Genomic DNA, 15,824 nt, shown 5'->3' on the forward strand with positions numbered 1-15,824 from the left:
ACCTGACTCGTTTTTAGTTTGGGCATTGTCTATTTTTTTTGCTCGTAAAGAAATTTAAAAATTAACATGATTTTATCCAATTAATAACTATAAATTTAAGCTAAAAATTAACTATCTATTGGATTGTGGCTGGGCAAATTGAATTATTATCTAGAAAAATAGACGCGATCGCAGTAAAATTACTAATAGTATGGTAAAAGAGAAAAACCAGCATCTCATTAGAAATAACTTTCATTTGATAAACATTAATGGAGATGTTATGGAACCTTCTCTCCCCCTTGCTGGCTTAAATATTCTCGTAGTTGATGATGATGATGATAGCCGCTTTTACATTACTACTGTCTTAGAAGCTGATGGAGCCACCGTTAGGGCAGTTGCATCGGCAGAGGTAGCATTTAAAGTACTGTCTGAGTTGCAACCAGATGTATTGATTTGTGATATTGCTATGCCCGGTGAAGATGGCTACACCCTCATTCGCAAGATCCGGGCGCTAAAGCCTGATATTTATAGAAAACTTCCCGCGATCGCCTTAACTGCTTATGGTGATAGCGAGTATCGCAGCCGTGCGCTAGAAGCAGGTTTTCAGACTCATGTGGCTAAACCAGTCGATCCAGGAGAACTAGTTGCGATCGTCGCTGATTTGGTTGCTTCTTATTTGAACAAGGCATGATTTGGAATTGCTGAGACTAGTTTGCTCCAGTTTCAAAGCTAATTTGTTCAGACTTATATGATGGTGGCTCGACGTGAATTAAAATCCTCACTGGACGGAAACGTTCTTCTAATCGGCTTTCTACTTCTTCGGTGATCTGGTGGGCTGTTTCTACGTCTGGTGCATCTACTATTAAATGCATTTCAATGAACACTTGACGACCAAGAACACCGCGAGAAGCAATATCATGACAGTTAATTACACCTGGAACAGAAGTTGCGATCGCATGGATTGCTTCTGGTGCGATCGCCATTTGATCCACAAGCCAAGGCAAATTCTCTTTTAAAACTGACCAGCCACTCCAAAATACCAACAAGGCGACAGGAAAAGCTAACACTAAATCCATCCATTGATAACCTAGCCAAACTCCGATCAAGCCAGCAATTACAGAGATTGTCACCCAAATGTCGCTCATCGTATGGGTTGCATCAGCGATCAGAATAGAGCTATCCACCCGTCTACCTACAGCACGTTCGTAAAAGGCCACAAAAATATTCACGCCTAGCACAATTAGTAATAACCACAACTCAGGTGGTGATATTCTCACAGGTTCACCAGCACCTTTGAGAATTCGCTCGATTGCTCCTTGCAAAATTTCAAAACAGGCTATTCCTAAAAATGAGGCAATTCCTAAAGCTCCCACAGCTTCAAACTTCCCGTGTCCGTAGGGATGCTCGCGATCGGGTTGTGGAGAAGAAAATTTGCTTGCAACTAATCCTAAAACGTTGTTGGCGCTATCTGTCACACTATGCAAGGCATCAGCTAACAAACTCAAGGAACCTGTCCAGTAACCCACAACTGCTTTCAATCCCAATACGAACAGGTTGAGTAATAGGGTAATAATTAAAACCTTTCGCACTTCGGCGCGGTTATCGTAAATCATGAATAATTTATTACATCAAGTTCTATGACTTCTAATGTAAAACTTAAAACATCAATAAACACAAATGAAATGTATCAAAGTCTTACGCAGTAAGAATTAAGTATCTCTATAGGAACTATGCTTTATACTGTTTTGTTGAGATTATTTATAACTAACAACAGCTACAACGTTTATAGCTATTAGTAATGCCTTCACAGATAACAGCGTATTTTTAGCATTAATTCCAGGAATATTTTAATTAATTAATTTTGTTATTCACACATCCGGCCAGTCCAAACCGAATTGTATTCAAAGATATTATGACGACCATTAGCGCTCTGTACTAGCTCAGTAGAAATGACGAGCTTAGTAAGTTTTATTTACCAAGCTCTTCGGTTAGGGAATAGGGAACAACAAGAAAAACCTGCCCGAATGTAGGGTTTTCTTGTCCCTAATTTTAATTATGAAAACAAATAAAAATATTTTTGTTACGAGATGGCGCAGCCTACCCTCGATCTTGGCGGCTTCGTCTCTTCTTCCGGTAAGATTAGTACTTATCAAGAAGCTTTAATAAAAAACTTATGTCTTCAATTCCTCTAACATTGAACCTAATTGAAGGTTCTGTCTCCTTCAGTTTTTCACCCCAATCAGCACGAGAATTAAAGAAAGCGACAGATCAACTAATGGATCGCCTAAAAGCTGTCGCCGCAAAAGCCACTCCTGGCGGCGGTAGAGTCACTCCCCAGCCTCCACTGGAATATCGTTATACGGGTGAAGTATTTTTAGAAATTTTCTGTAATCCTAATATTTGGCCAACACCTTTCGCAGCCAAAGTTTTACTGACTGTCCGCAATGTCAATATTCGCTTGACTACTGAAGCTGAACTTACTCGTATTATTGAAGACATTAATCAATATTTAGAGCAAGTTGGATAATAGCTCATATAATTTTTCTATGCTTTTCGAGATTTTTTAACAAATAATCTTATACAAATTTGGGATTTTGCGAAAATTCCCTTTATTGTTGCAATTGCTGTCGGTTAGCCCGACTTAGCAAACTTCTCAAAACTGGTTTTGGCTTTTAAAAGCAGGCGATGCTGTGAATTGCAAGTCAAAAGTGAAGTTCCTACACTTATATCAGACAGATCAATGTAGGAGCTTCACCGAATCTACACACCAGACTCAAGCTTTAGCACCAGAAGATGTACAGAAAAAATGCTTCTGATGCCTTCTTTAACTTGAGAATTTGTCTAAATTCAGACTCCAATACTTTTGTGTTAATGAAAGACGCAAGATTCTATATGGGGCAATGCCGATCAAAAACCAGAGATTATCCCCCAGATTGGGCGTAGGATCGTTGATTGTGACATCCACACATCGAAAATAAACTCCCAATCCCAAACCCGAAATCAAACATTGATTTAGTCGTTGTCCCACTGTTCGCGACCAATTAGGTCGCCAATGCGATCGCGTAACAAAAAGTCACATTTCTCTAATTCACATTCAACGCAAACCCACTCTCTGGCTGGAATATATTGGCAGAGGCTATATATTGGCTGTTGTCGGCTAACCATTCCCTTTTGCACGAGTCGGCGTGCTTCGTCTTGAATCAGATCGAGAGAGTAGTAATTGATAGAAGGCACCGTATTCACACTCATGTTTTTTACTCACAAATTAACACTTACGATAGTGTTCCCGTTAATAATTAGGAACAAACATTACAGAAATTAGACTTGTGGCTAGGATTTTGTAGTTTGCTATACGGAACTATTTTTATTTTGACGCTACATCTCCTGAAATTATCTCAAGAAATGTTAAGAAAGTCAACGAATCCTGACATTCAGCGAAAATCCGCTTTACAAAAAAAATTCCGAGTTGTTAACTTAACCTGCTATGGCGGCTGTATGATTTTTATGCAACAAGTCTGAAACTCTTGCCATTACTGTATTTAGACAATATTTGGTGGGTGGGAAGAATTCATATTACGTAAGCGTAGCCCGCCATAGGTATCTTTTACATATCAAATAATCACCTTAAAACCGAATCTAGAACTGCTGCTATTTATCTAAGGGTAAACAACACAAGAATATTTGTCAGGCAGTAGGGTATAAACTGTTGCAAAACATAACGGCTAAAGTACACTACGAAAACTTTTATTCTGGCATCTGTTAACAATTTCTTAAGTAAGACTGCACTTGCTTAGTTATTTTCAGCACTAATATTACACAGTTTTCTTTTGAAAAACATCTTTAGAAGACAAGAGGAGGAAACGAGTTGAGATTTGACTCCTACACTTCCTTGCGGGACACTATGCAAACGACAAAGCTAAAACTCTGTTACCACTGATTTGAAGCCACTGTTGCGTTAGCTTCTGGCAAGGTACAAGAATTCGGTGGAGGTCTTTAAACCCTTGCTCCTTAGCATTGATCGAGCCAAACAAAAAGCAATAGATGCAACTACCGATCGCTGAAGTTGGTTATGGTTACATTAAAACAGACGCGATCTAGTCACGTCTGTAAACGGTTTGGCGGATTTGCTAAGATTAATTGTTCTGAAGTTACATTGTTATTTAAGTTACTTATTCACTAAATGATTCATCATCTTGATCTGTGCTGTCTTCTACTGTTAACAGATGTTCTGGCGGGCGCTCATCATTAAGCTGGCTTAGTAGTGCCAGTACCTTATTACCGCGTTCTATGGAGCGATCTTCGAGAAAAATGACTTCTGGTGTGCGACGTAGGCGTACCCGCGCCCCAAGTTCACTACGGACGTAACCTGTGGCTGACTTTAAGCCGGCCATTGTTTCTACCTTAGCTTCATCTGTACCATAGATACTGACGTAGATTTTGGCGTGTTGGAGATCGCCAGAAACATCAACATCAGTAACACTTACCATTCCTGTACCCACACGGTCATCCTTAATGCCGTTGAGCAGCATTTGGCTAACTTCCCGTTTGATCAATTCAGCAACGCGGGAAACCCGGCGATTTGTAGCCATAAAAATTTCGCCTCCTGACAGAGGTTGTACGACAAAAATAAATGCAGACAGTAATTAGCGAGAGTAACGCCAAGAGCAACCGTCTGTGGGGCATAGCCCCCATATAGCGCTAGTCTAGATTGTACTTAAACCGAGCATTGCCCGTAGGGTGAAAGTAAGGAAGACTAGGCTGCTCACAAATAAACCTAAAATAGCGATCAAGGTGACTGGGCGCTTCAACAATGGCACTAAGGGCGCAAAGGTGTTCAGAAACAGTCCTAAGACGATACTAATTAAGTACCGGGGGTAGCGAAAAACGTTATCCCAAAATCCGTCAAACATCTGAATGTAAACTGCCTTGTTATATACTTACGTTTGTTTTGATATGCTTTATCAACTTAATTGTAATCTATGCAGGCCGAAAATTAGCCAGCTAATATAAAATATACTTCGTCGGTTATATTAGCTTTATTTAGTCACGATTATTTTCAGTTAAATTGCAAGTAAATGGTAATTCAAATCTCCAAGGAAACTAGCCCGCGTCCATTTTTGAAGTGGGCAGGGGGTAAAAGTAGATTGATACAGCAATATATTCCTTATTTTCCCAAAAGTTATAAAAATTACTATGAACCATTCTTAGGTGGTGGTGCTGTTTTTTTCTATCTCCAACCAAGCGCAGCAATTTTAACTGATATAAATGCCGAACTAATTAACACTTATTGTTGTGTTAGAGATCGTGTTGAAGAATTAATTTATCTATTAAAAGAACACAAAAATAGACATAGAAAAGATTATTATTATAGTGTAAGAAATCATTCTGGTGGCACTGATATAGAAAAAGCTGCTCGTTTAATTTATCTTAATAAGACTTGTTTTAATGGTCTTTACAGAGTCAACTCACAGGGAAAGTTCAATGTACCTTTAGGCAGATATAAAAACCCTAATATTTGTTCTGAGGTTTTACTGAGAACAGCCTCAGAAGCGCTTTATCATGCAGAAATTCAACAAGCAGATTTTATTGATGTACTAAATTATGCTACAAACAGTGATGATTTTATTTATTTTGACCCACCATACTATCCTGTAAGTGAAACTAGCTATTTTACAGCTTACAGTAGCTATCGTTTTGCTGAAGATCAGCAAGTTCAACTCAAAGAAGTATTTGAAAAATTAGCTGAACGTGGAGTTAAAGTTATGCTATCTAATTCAGATTGCGAATTTATTCGCAACCTTTACAGTGGTTTCAATATCTACACTATATCAGCATCTAGGGCAATTAATTCTAACGCCAAAAAGCGCGGAAAGATTACAGAAGTACTAGTAACTTCGTATTAAAGATTATTGTTAGACCAGGCAATAAATGAACTTAAATTATGAACAGACAGAAGATTTTGATTGAAACCAACTTGTTTACCTAACCACGATACAGCTTGCGGTTTCATACCTCCACCGTCAATTAATACAACTGCTTGTGCAGGATAGCAATTTTGAATATTCAAGTTTAGGTAAGGGAGTTTTTCATCGACTGATCCCGCTAGTTTGCTGCCATTTACACTCAATAATCAGCCCACAAGAAACGGATGCAGCACCAATAATATAAAAGTCTACATATATGTAGCTCCCATAAATTCCTGCTCCGATATAAACCTGCCTTGCATATCGTTTTGATATAGTATTTGAGCTTAAAAGACATCCAAGGCGCTGTTTTTTTGGTAAATCAAAGCCCACTTGGACATATCCATGACTCAGTAAAGTCCCTTCTACAGCTTTTTCCAAGACATTGCCAGAAGTAACTGCTCTTGCACCTTGAGTCATTTTTATCCTAATTCTCTTCAAAAGGTTTCCTGATTTTAGGATTCCCTGGAAGCAACAGTAAATGCTAGGTTATATAAATTTTTGATTTTGGATACACAAAGTTAGATTTATTAGGTATGAAGTAGGATAAATTTAGTATTTTTGTACTAAATAAATACAAATGTATTAATAATTTGGATGAAGAACGAGTTACTAATTCAGATAATAGTTATTTGCATAAGCTCATGGCGAATTCATGGGTGAAATTTAAACACAAAGGGGCGCAGAGGCACGCAAAGAATTCTAATGAAATTTTGTATTTAGTGTATAAGCTAAATTTGCGCTCCTCGTCCCAGTCATAAGCTTCGATAATGTTTTTTAGTTATTTCACCTTAGCTTCAACCGGTCTGTGCCTCAGTATGACCGTTGCGGATAGACCATGCTAGCTCTAACAGTTGAGTCCAGCGCTTTTGTAACTGTTTGGGGGTGCATTTAATGGTTTTAGCGATCGCTTGGTCGTTTTCCCGTGCAGTTTTTAATTGTAATATTTGCTGTTGTTGTTCTGTGAGTTGATTCACAAATATTTCCCACTGCTGGGAAGATAAACCCAATTTTTGCTCTAAACCTGCACCTAACCATTGATGTACCAATTGCCAATGGTGTTGTTTAGCAAACTTTTCTACGTGGTACTTAAACCGTTGTTGGAGATAATCGCGCTGACGGCTTGTTAAACCGAGAATTTGGTCAATTTCTGGGGCTGAGAGGTCTTGAAGCTTCAAGCTGAGGTAGTTCATACAGTCAGATTGACCTTGAGACTCCAGGTATTTCATCAATTCGGTGATGACGCGATCGCGTTCTGATTCTTCAGATGGATCAAAATTAGTTTGGGCAATCATCTGCGATCGCAGCTGCTGCACCGCCGAGTTACGCTGATAAGATTCTGCTTCTTCGCCCTTAGCAGACTCTACCGCCATTTCGATATCTACAGTAGTTTCTTGCGGCTGACGACGAGCAAAACCTTGGGCGCGTAAGATAATTAATTGTTGATTTGCACCACCAGGCAAATTGATGCGGCGTTTGGCGTACTGTTCTGTAAAGGCCATATATTCAGCTAATTGCAGCTGAGTACGCGGCGTATGATCATTAGGTAGTTCGTTTTCTCTGCGGAAAGCTTTGATAGCTTCGATATAAAATGCTTGTAAAAAATCTTCAATTAGGCTGTAACGAGCATCAAAACCTAACTCAGAACCGGATATAGTTACATGGCGGTAAACCATAGCACCCAAATTACTATGTAATTCCACCCGCCCTTGTTTGGAACCTAGTTGGTAATAACGTAAGCACTTTTGCATCCGATGCCTTCCCAACGTAATCTGCCAGGATTTGATTTGCCCGGATGTTTGGATACGCGAGCTTTTGTCGCAAATGCGTTCTACTTCTACGGCTATGCGGTTTGCTAAAGCTTCTACGCACCTGGGTGCTGCTTTCACTTGTGCTTGCATTTCCTGACACAGCAATTCAATCAAGGTTTCGCTGCTGCTGTCTGAAAATTCTTCAGTCGAAAGGTGGTTATCAAAAATGGGTGTAGAGTTTGGTAGATTGACGACGTTAGCTTTCATGACTTTTCCAGGGAGTAGTATTGCACCGTAATTACAACGCAGAGACAGCAATCAAGGCTGGCCTTGGCTGGAGAATCTTTGGGCATTCATCCATTAAGGCTTGCCGTATATAATGCTCACATCTAAAGCTCATATATAAAACTGTAGGAAATACGAGAGAGTTACAGTTATGGCAATGTGTCGGTTTGTTCACAAGCCATCACATTGAAGCGGGGACATGAGTACCCACCATTTTCTGAAAGTTGTCAAATTTCTTGCTGTACCGACTTTTACCACCATCCTGTTATTGCGTCCGCGCCCGTCGTAGACATCGCTTTGAAATATGACAATTTAAAAACTGGAGTCACTTCGATCGCAATTTCCGAAACGGAGAGGTGTGCCTGTGAAGTCTCATTCTTATACCCATGCTGCTGCTGCTTCCCAACCTAAACCCCTCCGTATAATTGCTGCTTCGACTCCCGTCATATCCAAAATCGTAGATACTTCATAAGTAGGTTCTTCGCCAGTGTCTACAATTATGTCTACCAACTTATCCAAACGGTCAAATAGCTCTACCCGTGACTGAACAGTTTCTGGATCTATCCGAATCATGCCATTATCTGCTTCATCTGCTGGCAGATGTGCTGAAGTTGAAATAATTGGATTACCCAAAGCTGCCAGTAACTCCAAACACACAGTATGGTTTGGTACTCTAATTCCAGTACTTTTCCGCTTGGGGCTTTGCACCAATCGCGGTACTAATTTAGTTGCTGGGAGCAAAAACGTGTATGGCCCTGGAATCAGGCGTTTCATAATCCGATAGGCTGTGTCACTTACGAAGGCATAAGTTGCCACATTTGAAAGCGAGGGACATAAAAAGGTCAGTGGTTTATCATTTGCTAGCTGTTTTATTTGCCGCACTCGTTCTACCGCCGACTTAGCATTCAAATCACAACCGATCGCATAAACTGTATCAGTAGGATAAAGCATGACTGCGCCACTAGAAAGCGCCGACTTTATTTCCTCTATTCGACGAATTTGAGGATTATCCGGATGAACTGGGAAAATTTTTGCCATAGAGGGATTGGGGATTGGGGACTGGGGACTGGGGATTGGGGAGAATGACAAATGACAAATGACAAATGACAAATGACAAATGACAAATGACAAATTTATTATGAATAAAATTGCTTATCTTCAATGTCCGACAGGAATTTCTGGTGATATGTGCCTGGGTGCTTTGGTCAGTTTGGGTGTTCCTGTGGAGTATTTAATTGAAAAACTCAATGGGTTGGGTATTGAACACGAATATCAGTTAAGGGCAGAATTTGTCCAACGGAATGGCCAGCAGGCGACTAAAGTCCATGTGGATTTAGTACACGATCATCACCATCACCACCACGGCCACGAACACAGTCACCATCACACACGCCAGTTGCCAGAAATCGAGCAGATGATTCTCAAGGCGGGGTTGCCATCACGAGCAGAAGCTTGGAGTTTGGCGGTATTCCGACAGCTAGCAATAGCAGAGGGCGCGGTGCATGGAATTTCCCCTGAAAAAGTTCATTTTCATGAAGTTGGTGCTATAGATGCGATCGTAGATATTGTGGGTACTTGTCTGGGTTTGGATTGGCTGGGGATTGACAGTAATGACGAAGGATTGCCCCTACTTTATTGCTCGGCGTTCCCGACTGGTGGCGGTACTGTTCGGGCTGCACATGGTCAAATGGCAGTACCAGTACCAGCTGTATTAAAGCTGTGGGAAATGCGGGGTTGTCCAGTTTATAGTAACGGCATTGATAGAGAACTGGTGACACCAACAGGAGCTGCGATCGCTACTACTTTGGTAAGAGACTTTGGTTCACCACCCGCGATCGCTATTAAGCAAATAGGACTAGGAGCAGGAACCATAAATTTACCCATTCCCAATATTTTACGCCTCTGGCTGGGCGAAAGCACAAGTTTACAGTCAAATTTCAGCGATTCTGAAGATAGTAGCTCAAATTTAGAAACAATCTCAGTACTAGAAACCCAAATTGATGACTTAAATCCCCAAGCGATCGGCTATGTATTTGAGGCGTTGTTTGCTGCTGGGGCGGTGGATGTTTTTACGCAAGCGATCGCAATGAAAAAGTCCCGTCCAGGGATTTTGCTGACTGTGATTTGTCATCCAGAAAATTTACTCAGTTGTGAAAGGGTTATATTTCGTGAAACTACAACTTTGGGCATTCGGCGAACAACTCAGCAACGCGCCATTTTACAACGGGAAATTCAACATGTGGAAATTGAATATGGTAAAGTAGGTGTCAAGGTAGCATGGAAGGGACAATTACCAGAAAAAGTTATTGCTAATGTGCAGCCAGAATATGAAGATTGTGCAGAGTTAGCTCGAAAACATAATATTCCCTGGCGTGAAATTCAACGATTGGCGCTACAGCGTTGGTATTTAGTTAATAGTTAAAATCTCTTCGTTCCTCCTTTTCTGTCTGTGACTGAGAAGCAGACAACCTATAAAAGCTTATTTTAGAATCGCTTTTACATTAACTTGACACCAATGCACTAGAGCAAGCACCAACTAAAAACCCCTCCAAGATTGGAAGGGTTAAAGTAATTTTTGCTAATGGGATGGTGATTAGGGGGAAACAGAAGCTTTTCCTCCTTGATGAGCGAGAAATACAGCATCAATGGGTTTGAGGTAGCTGATTTTTGTAAAAGAAGTGGGTAAATTATTGGAGTTAATAGCTATAGGTTTGCCACTATTGTTAGTAGTTGTTTGAGCGCCACCGATTCCAGGGAATAAAGCAATAGAAGTTACAATGAATACAGAATCTATAAAAATTGAGAGTTTCATAAAATTATTTCTATTTATAGTCAAGTGCAATTAGCCTTCTTGAGTAATAGATTCTCATTTTTTGTTCAGTCTTAACTTCCTGCACTTAGATCGCCCGATCGGTTGATTTATTCCTCACCCATTCGGGTGAGCTAATTGATTACTAAAGAATTTCGAGAGCTTTTAGCACCTCTGCCGTTGACTGATATCGTTGCGTAAAGTCGAAATGCACCATTTTATTTAAAATAATCACTAAATCGTTTGTAGCGTCAGTTAGTTCACGCCAATGTTGCCAAATCTGTTGATTGCCATCAGCTTCGATAATTATTTCACCAGTATTTATATCTCTGCGAAATTCTCTAGGGTCTACCCCAGTTAAACCTTGAATCCCCATAATTCCCAACGCATAAATATCGCTGTTGAGTTTTGGCAAACCGCTCATTTGCTCAGAAGGTGCATAACCAGGAGTACCAATTGAAATGGTCTGAGCTTCTTGCTGCTGAGGTTGAATTTGCTTAACAGCGCCAAAGTCAATTAAAACAATATGCTGATCTGATTCTCGCCTAATCAAATTACTAGGTTTAATATCTCGATGAATTACGCCATAGCTATGAACAAAAACAAGCACGTTTAAAACTTCTTTGAGTATCTCTACAACTTCAACTTGTTTTAGTCGCTTCCCAGAGGTTAGCTCTTTGTCCATCGCGTGTCCTCGCACAAATTCTTGCACTAGAGAAAATTGGCGATTTTCTTCAAAAAAAGCTAGCAGTTGGGGAATTTGTGGATGCTTACCCAAAATTTCTAAAATTTGTGCTTCCGCATCAAATAATCGTCTGACGACATTTAAATATTCTGCATCTTGGCGAGGGGGTCGTAACTGTTTAACCACACACTGGGGATTACCAGGACGCTGGATATCATCAGCTAAATAAGTATTACTAAATCCTCCAGAACCCAAGCCTTGAGTAATTTTGTAGCGGTTATTTAGTAGAGTTCCTTGGGAAATTTCTTGCCCGATGGAATCTGTAATTACAGTTGGTGCTTCATTTGAGGCATTGCCGCGTTGCCGTAAAAGACCTTGCAATTCTACAATTAATTGTTGGTGTTCTTGAACCCGTTGGGTAATTTCTTGTTGCTCTTGTTTCGTTTTATAATAACTATAGGCAAGGACACTCCCGGCGGTAAATACTAACCCCAACGCCGGAGGGATTACTGGGAACCATCCAGCTTGGGTAAAAATGACAAAATTGCCTCCAAATAATACTGCAAGGGCTGTTGCTCCTGCCAGTCCTAAACCTAATGGATGTTGAATCCGCGATACTAGCAACCCACCAACTACAGTCCATCCCCATATCCAAAGGACTTTACCCCACTCAGGTAGAAACCAAAATAGAGGCTGTTTGTTAAGAACAGCACTGAGAATTTGACTAGCGCTGTGGGCATGAATTTCAATTCCTGCCATTTTGCCAGAATTATCTGATTTCCCAGTAGCAAAAGGCGTGTTAAAAATATCATTTAAACTATTAGCTGTTGAACCAATAAAAATAATGCGGTCTTTCACCAAATCTGGTTTAACTTGATTTTCAAGTACTTGTGTAATAGTTACCTGTTGGGCAATCTGGTGGCCAGAGCGGTAGTTAAGCAAGATTTGGTAGCCATTTGTATCCGCTTTCTGATAACCGCCAGCATTACTTTTTAGGGGTTTAAATATAGTATCTCGTAGTCGTAGTTCCTTTTTTGGGGTAAATTCTGGTTGGATGCCTCCGACTTCTAAGTATTTAAGTGCTAGTTGTAAGCTAAAAGAATAAGTAGTTTGACAAGAATCGGATGACTCTGCACTTACAAATAACAGGTTGCGACGAATTGTAGCATCAGTATCTTCTACAACATCATTAAATCCTACTCGCTCGGCTTCAATTCCCTGTGGAGGTGCTATTCCCTGATTGTTAGAACCAGAATCTGAATGTTTACAGATTGGAATGATGATATCGCTCTGTTGTAGGCGTTGCAGTAGCTTTTCATGACCAGGTTGTACTGGTAAGTCACGAAAAATATCTAGACCAATGGCTCGTGGTTGATATTCTTCAAGTTTGCCTAATAGTCGCTCTAGAAGTTCACTAGATAGGGGCCAATTCCATTTTTGGATATCTTTTTCAGTTAAAGCAACAATCAATAGACGAGAGTCTGGGCCTGAATCGCCGCGTAATTGCATCATCTGGTCGTAGACTTTCATCTCTAGAGGCTCGAAAACCCCAAGTTTTTGAATGCCTACTACTAAAATTGTAGCGATCGCACTTGAAAAAATAACAGGCTGTCTAAATAAACTTTTTAAGTTTGCAAGCATTTTTTAAATAGATTTTACTTTAAGATATACATATTTTTCCTCATTGAAATTATTCTATGCAATTTGCAACTTTTATCGAAATACCTAGATCCCCGACTTCTTTAAGAAGTCGGGGATCTAGTTGCTTACGAATAATTAAGTAGGTCTATATCTGTTTAAGATAATGCACGATCGCCTCTGCTGTTGGCAAATTAGTTGCCAGTAAAACTTGATTGATAGTGCATAACCTTAGCAGTGCTTCTTCATTTGCTTGACCAGGCTGAGGTTGCAACAAGTCTCTCAGGAAAATAACTGCTACAATTTCTCCGGCTCCAACCAATGAAGCAATTGTTTGATATCCTCCAGAAATTGGTGCGGGAGTTTGTTGACTAATAGTTATTCCTGCCTGTTGATGTAATACTTCGCCAACAGATGGCCAGGTAATTGTAAAGCTCTGTGAGAAAAATTCTTGATGTTGAGAAACAAATTCAGCAAGTTCTAATTTTTTGCTTTCATGAGCGATGAGTACTATGTTTCTTTGAATAATAACTTGCACAGGCTCATTTACATTTGTTTCCTCTGGAATTTCATCATATTGAGTTGTTTCTACTTCAGAAGTCTCTTTAATAGTTTGACTGATGCTCTCAGGAGCTTCACTTTCTGTTGTTTCTAAAGATGGAATATGAGCTAAATTAGGAACTTCTTTTACTGGAACAGTATCATCAACGTCTACACTAGATTCTTCGGTAGTTGTATGACTCGAATTAATATATTGATTGCTAAAAACTTCCGCGACGATATTATCTGGTACAGTTGATGTTTCAGAAACCTCGCTTATTGTTTCATCAACAGCGAAATTAGGTTCTACTTCTTCAATATCTGCACTATTTTCTGCTGCCAATGACCTTTCTAAGTCTAGCAATTCATCATTGATATCTTGTGTAACTTGGCTCAATGTTTCTGAGGGCTGAATCTCCTCTTTTTCAGGAACTTGATTGACAAATTCACTTAAATCTGAATTAACTTCTTCTGCAACTGGTGTATCTAAATCTACTACTTCATTTTCATTATGAGTAGCTTCAGGGGTGGTAGTTTTCTCCTCAGATATTTCGCCCAAAATGTCACGCGGTTGTACGAAGGTGACTTCTGCTTGCTCATGGTTGGTAGCTTGGGGAATGCTACTCGGCGCAGGAATTTGGTGGAAAATGTCACGCGGCTGTACAAAGGTGACTTCTGCTTCTAGTGCGGCCTCTAACTCTGCATTCTCATCAGACGTAGCTTTGGGGATGGCATTTATATCACGCCGTTGTACAAAAGTAGATTCTGTGGCTAGTGCTGTTTCAAAGTCTGTAACATCATCGTGATTGGCTTCTGGAACTGTACTTTCTTCTTCAGAAGTTGCAATGATATTTTCAGGTGCTGCGATCGCATCATCGGCTACAGTAGAAGAAACTTCCTCAGCATCCGCACTAACTTCTGGTGCAACTAACGTTTGCAAATCCCCAACTTCATCACTGACATTGTGTGGAACTTCGCTAACTGCTTCTGGTGAATGAATGATGTTTTCAGGGATGACATCATCCGGTTGAGTAGCAACAACTTCTGGGATTTCGCTGACTTTTGGGGAAGGTGCTTCTACTTCGGGAGTAATAGGCGCTGAAACTTTGTTAACTACTTCTGGCGCTGGATTAGCAACATTGGCAGCACTTACATTTTCAGGCGATCGCGGCCGAGAAAACAGTGAAGGGTCTATAATTCTAAAGACTGTCTCTGGTTGCTCATAAGCAGGAGCAACTGCTTCCAATATCAGAACATAATCTGCAATTCTGATAATATCTCCATCACTCAAAGAATATAGTCGATCTTTTTCAGCTTGTTTCCCGTTAAATATTGAGCCATTTCTACTGCCAAGGTCAGAAAAGTAGTAATTTCCAGCTTTAACAAAAAACTTAGCATGTACCCGACTGATATCAGGACTGTCTAAGACTAAATCAGAATCAGGAGAACGACCTATTAACCATTCTCCTCTCGTTGTAGTTTCTGTGGTAAGGTCAACTTCATTGACTTCACTTAAAGTTGGTGAGTAACTAACTTTTACTTTCATATTAATTTTTGGTTAATTTTATTGATTTCTACTACCCAGCGCTGACGGGTAGTATGTTCTAAATTTAAAATATCATCTTGTGACCAGTGGAAATGATAAGCAATAAAAGCTACCTCCTCATATAAAGTATCAGAGGGGTAGCTTACGACTCCCCCGCTAGTTCTAGCTCCACTGAAAATTGAGTATTGCACTGGGGACATTGTGTAGGAATATGTACATTACCTTGCTGATTAATTCGATTATAAAATTCTCGGAGATAGGCAATGTCATGTAAGAGCAATTCTTCAAGTAAATCAGGGCTAACAGAATTGAGACTGCCCAAGCGACTAATAACCCGTGCAAGCATTACTAATACGCCGTAAGCTGGATTTTCCTGAACTCTGCGCTCTTGTTGCACCAAAATTTCATCTTTGGCGGTGGCTAAACGCATCACTCCATGACGATGTATTCGGTGTTCACTATCACTCAATCCTTTAGGAAGAGTGAAGGCAAATTCTGTGGAGAGAGTATCTTTTTTACGGCGCATAAGTCATTTCATTGGGAATTGGGCATTGGGAATTGGGCATTGGGCAATAATCAATAGTTCGGCGTTACATATTTGCGAGATGATTTTACTATTTTTGTGGGA

17 protein-coding genes are annotated in these 15,824 nt (G+C 40.1%); 4 read left to right on the plus strand and 13 right to left on the minus strand.

Going from position 1 to position 15,824, the window contains the following annotated elements; translation table 11 throughout:
* The first annotated feature begins 259 nt into the window (after window positions 1-259).
* Entirely contained in the window at window positions 260-670 is a 411-nt protein-coding gene (locus V7K38_RS20920) for a response regulator (RefSeq protein WP_334860324.1), read from the plus strand.
* 16 nt (window positions 671-686) lie between these two features.
* Here the strand turns inward: V7K38_RS20920 and V7K38_RS20925 are convergent, their stop codons facing one another.
* The gene (locus V7K38_RS20925; RefSeq protein ID WP_334860325.1) at window positions 687-1,592 is read right to left on the minus strand and encodes a cation diffusion facilitator family transporter; all 906 of its coding nucleotides are present in this window, start codon (window positions 1,590-1,592) and stop codon (window positions 687-689) included.
* Between the two features lie 560 nt (window positions 1,593-2,152).
* On the opposite strand from V7K38_RS20925, the gene V7K38_RS20930 reads away from it, so the two are divergent.
* A complete protein-coding gene (locus tag V7K38_RS20930) occupies window positions 2,153-2,506 on the plus strand; it encodes a hypothetical protein (protein WP_334860327.1) in 354 nt (117 codons plus the stop codon).
* 485 nt (window positions 2,507-2,991) lie between these two features.
* On the opposite strand, the gene V7K38_RS20935 is transcribed toward V7K38_RS20930, so the two are convergent.
* From V7K38_RS20935 to V7K38_RS20945, 3 genes are all read right to left on the minus strand, one after another.
* Window positions 2,992-3,228, minus strand: a complete 237-nt coding sequence (locus tag V7K38_RS20935; protein ID WP_094332736.1) for a DUF4327 family protein — start codon at window positions 3,226-3,228, stop codon at window positions 2,992-2,994.
* A 920-nt stretch (window positions 3,229-4,148) separates the two neighbouring features.
* Complete coding sequence (gene rbfA, locus V7K38_RS20940; protein WP_334860328.1) at window positions 4,149-4,568, minus strand: 30S ribosome-binding factor RbfA; 420 nt, start codon at window positions 4,566-4,568, stop codon at window positions 4,149-4,151.
* A gap of 114 nt (window positions 4,569-4,682) precedes the next feature.
* Window positions 4,683-4,889 carry a DUF751 family protein gene (locus V7K38_RS20945; protein ID WP_334831048.1) on the minus strand — a complete coding sequence of 69 codons (207 nt, stop codon included), beginning with the start codon at window positions 4,887-4,889 and terminating at the stop codon, window positions 4,683-4,685.
* Window positions 4,890-5,054: 165 nt separating this feature from the next.
* On the opposite strand from V7K38_RS20945, the gene V7K38_RS20950 reads away from it, so the two are divergent.
* Window positions 5,055-5,882, plus strand: coding sequence for a DNA adenine methylase (locus V7K38_RS20950; RefSeq protein WP_334860329.1), 828 nt, complete (start codon window positions 5,055-5,057; stop codon window positions 5,880-5,882).
* Here the strand turns inward: V7K38_RS20950 and V7K38_RS20955 are convergent.
* The 4 genes from V7K38_RS20955 to V7K38_RS20970 form a co-directional block, all read right to left on the minus strand.
* The gene (locus V7K38_RS20955) at window positions 5,879-6,106 is read right to left on the minus strand and encodes a PD-(D/E)XK nuclease superfamily protein (RefSeq protein ID WP_334860330.1); all 228 of its coding nucleotides are present in this window, start codon (window positions 6,104-6,106) and stop codon (window positions 5,879-5,881) included. The two genes, V7K38_RS20950 and V7K38_RS20955, sit on opposite strands and share 4 nt — an antisense overlap.
* Complete coding sequence (locus V7K38_RS20960) at window positions 6,066-6,362, minus strand: PD-(D/E)XK nuclease superfamily protein (protein ID WP_334860331.1); 297 nt, start codon at window positions 6,360-6,362, stop codon at window positions 6,066-6,068. Before V7K38_RS20960 ends, V7K38_RS20955 begins: the two co-directional genes overlap by 41 nt.
* 377 nt (window positions 6,363-6,739) lie before the next feature.
* Window positions 6,740-7,960: a HetZ-related protein gene (locus V7K38_RS20965; RefSeq protein WP_334860332.1), complete on the minus strand. Its 1,221-nt coding sequence runs from the start codon at window positions 7,958-7,960 to the stop codon at window positions 6,740-6,742.
* 396 nt (window positions 7,961-8,356) lie between these two features.
* On the minus strand, window positions 8,357-9,016 hold the full coding sequence (locus tag V7K38_RS20970; protein ID WP_334860334.1) for an L-threonylcarbamoyladenylate synthase: 660 nt from the start codon (window positions 9,014-9,016) through the stop codon (window positions 8,357-8,359).
* A gap of 100 nt (window positions 9,017-9,116) precedes the next feature.
* Between V7K38_RS20970 and larC the strand changes: the two genes are divergently transcribed.
* Window positions 9,117-10,400, plus strand: coding sequence for a nickel pincer cofactor biosynthesis protein LarC (gene larC / locus V7K38_RS20975; protein ID WP_334860375.1), 1,284 nt, complete (start codon window positions 9,117-9,119; stop codon window positions 10,398-10,400).
* Window positions 10,401-10,571: 171 nt separating this feature from the next.
* Here larC and V7K38_RS20980 read toward each other — a convergent pair whose 3' ends face one another.
* The 5 genes from V7K38_RS20980 to V7K38_RS21000 all read right to left on the minus strand — a co-directional run bounded on the left by V7K38_RS20980 (window position 10,572) and on the right by V7K38_RS21000 (window position 15,722).
* Entirely contained in the window at window positions 10,572-10,790 is a 219-nt protein-coding gene (locus V7K38_RS20980) for a hypothetical protein (protein WP_334860335.1), read from the minus strand.
* Between the two features lie 142 nt (window positions 10,791-10,932).
* Window positions 10,933-13,113: a CHASE2 domain-containing serine/threonine-protein kinase gene (locus V7K38_RS20985; protein WP_334860336.1), complete on the minus strand. Its 2,181-nt coding sequence runs from the start codon at window positions 13,111-13,113 to the stop codon at window positions 10,933-10,935.
* 145 nt (window positions 13,114-13,258) lie between these two features.
* The gene (locus tag V7K38_RS20990; RefSeq protein WP_334860337.1) at window positions 13,259-15,196 is read right to left on the minus strand and encodes an FHA domain-containing protein; all 1,938 of its coding nucleotides are present in this window, start codon (window positions 15,194-15,196) and stop codon (window positions 13,259-13,261) included.
* Window positions 15,193-15,396, minus strand: a complete 204-nt coding sequence (locus V7K38_RS20995; protein WP_334860338.1) for a DUF6760 family protein — start codon at window positions 15,394-15,396, stop codon at window positions 15,193-15,195. The genes V7K38_RS20990 and V7K38_RS20995 overlap by 4 nt, the downstream gene beginning before the upstream one ends.
* Window positions 15,339-15,722: a phage tail assembly protein gene (locus V7K38_RS21000; protein WP_334860339.1), complete on the minus strand. Its 384-nt coding sequence runs from the start codon at window positions 15,720-15,722 to the stop codon at window positions 15,339-15,341. The genes V7K38_RS20995 and V7K38_RS21000 overlap by 58 nt, the downstream gene beginning before the upstream one ends.
* Window positions 15,723-15,824: the final 102 nt, after the last annotated feature.

The sequence above is a fragment of the Nostoc sp. genome (assembly GCF_036917465.1).
GTDB lineage: Bacteria > Cyanobacteriota > Cyanobacteriia > Cyanobacteriales > Nostocaceae > Nostoc.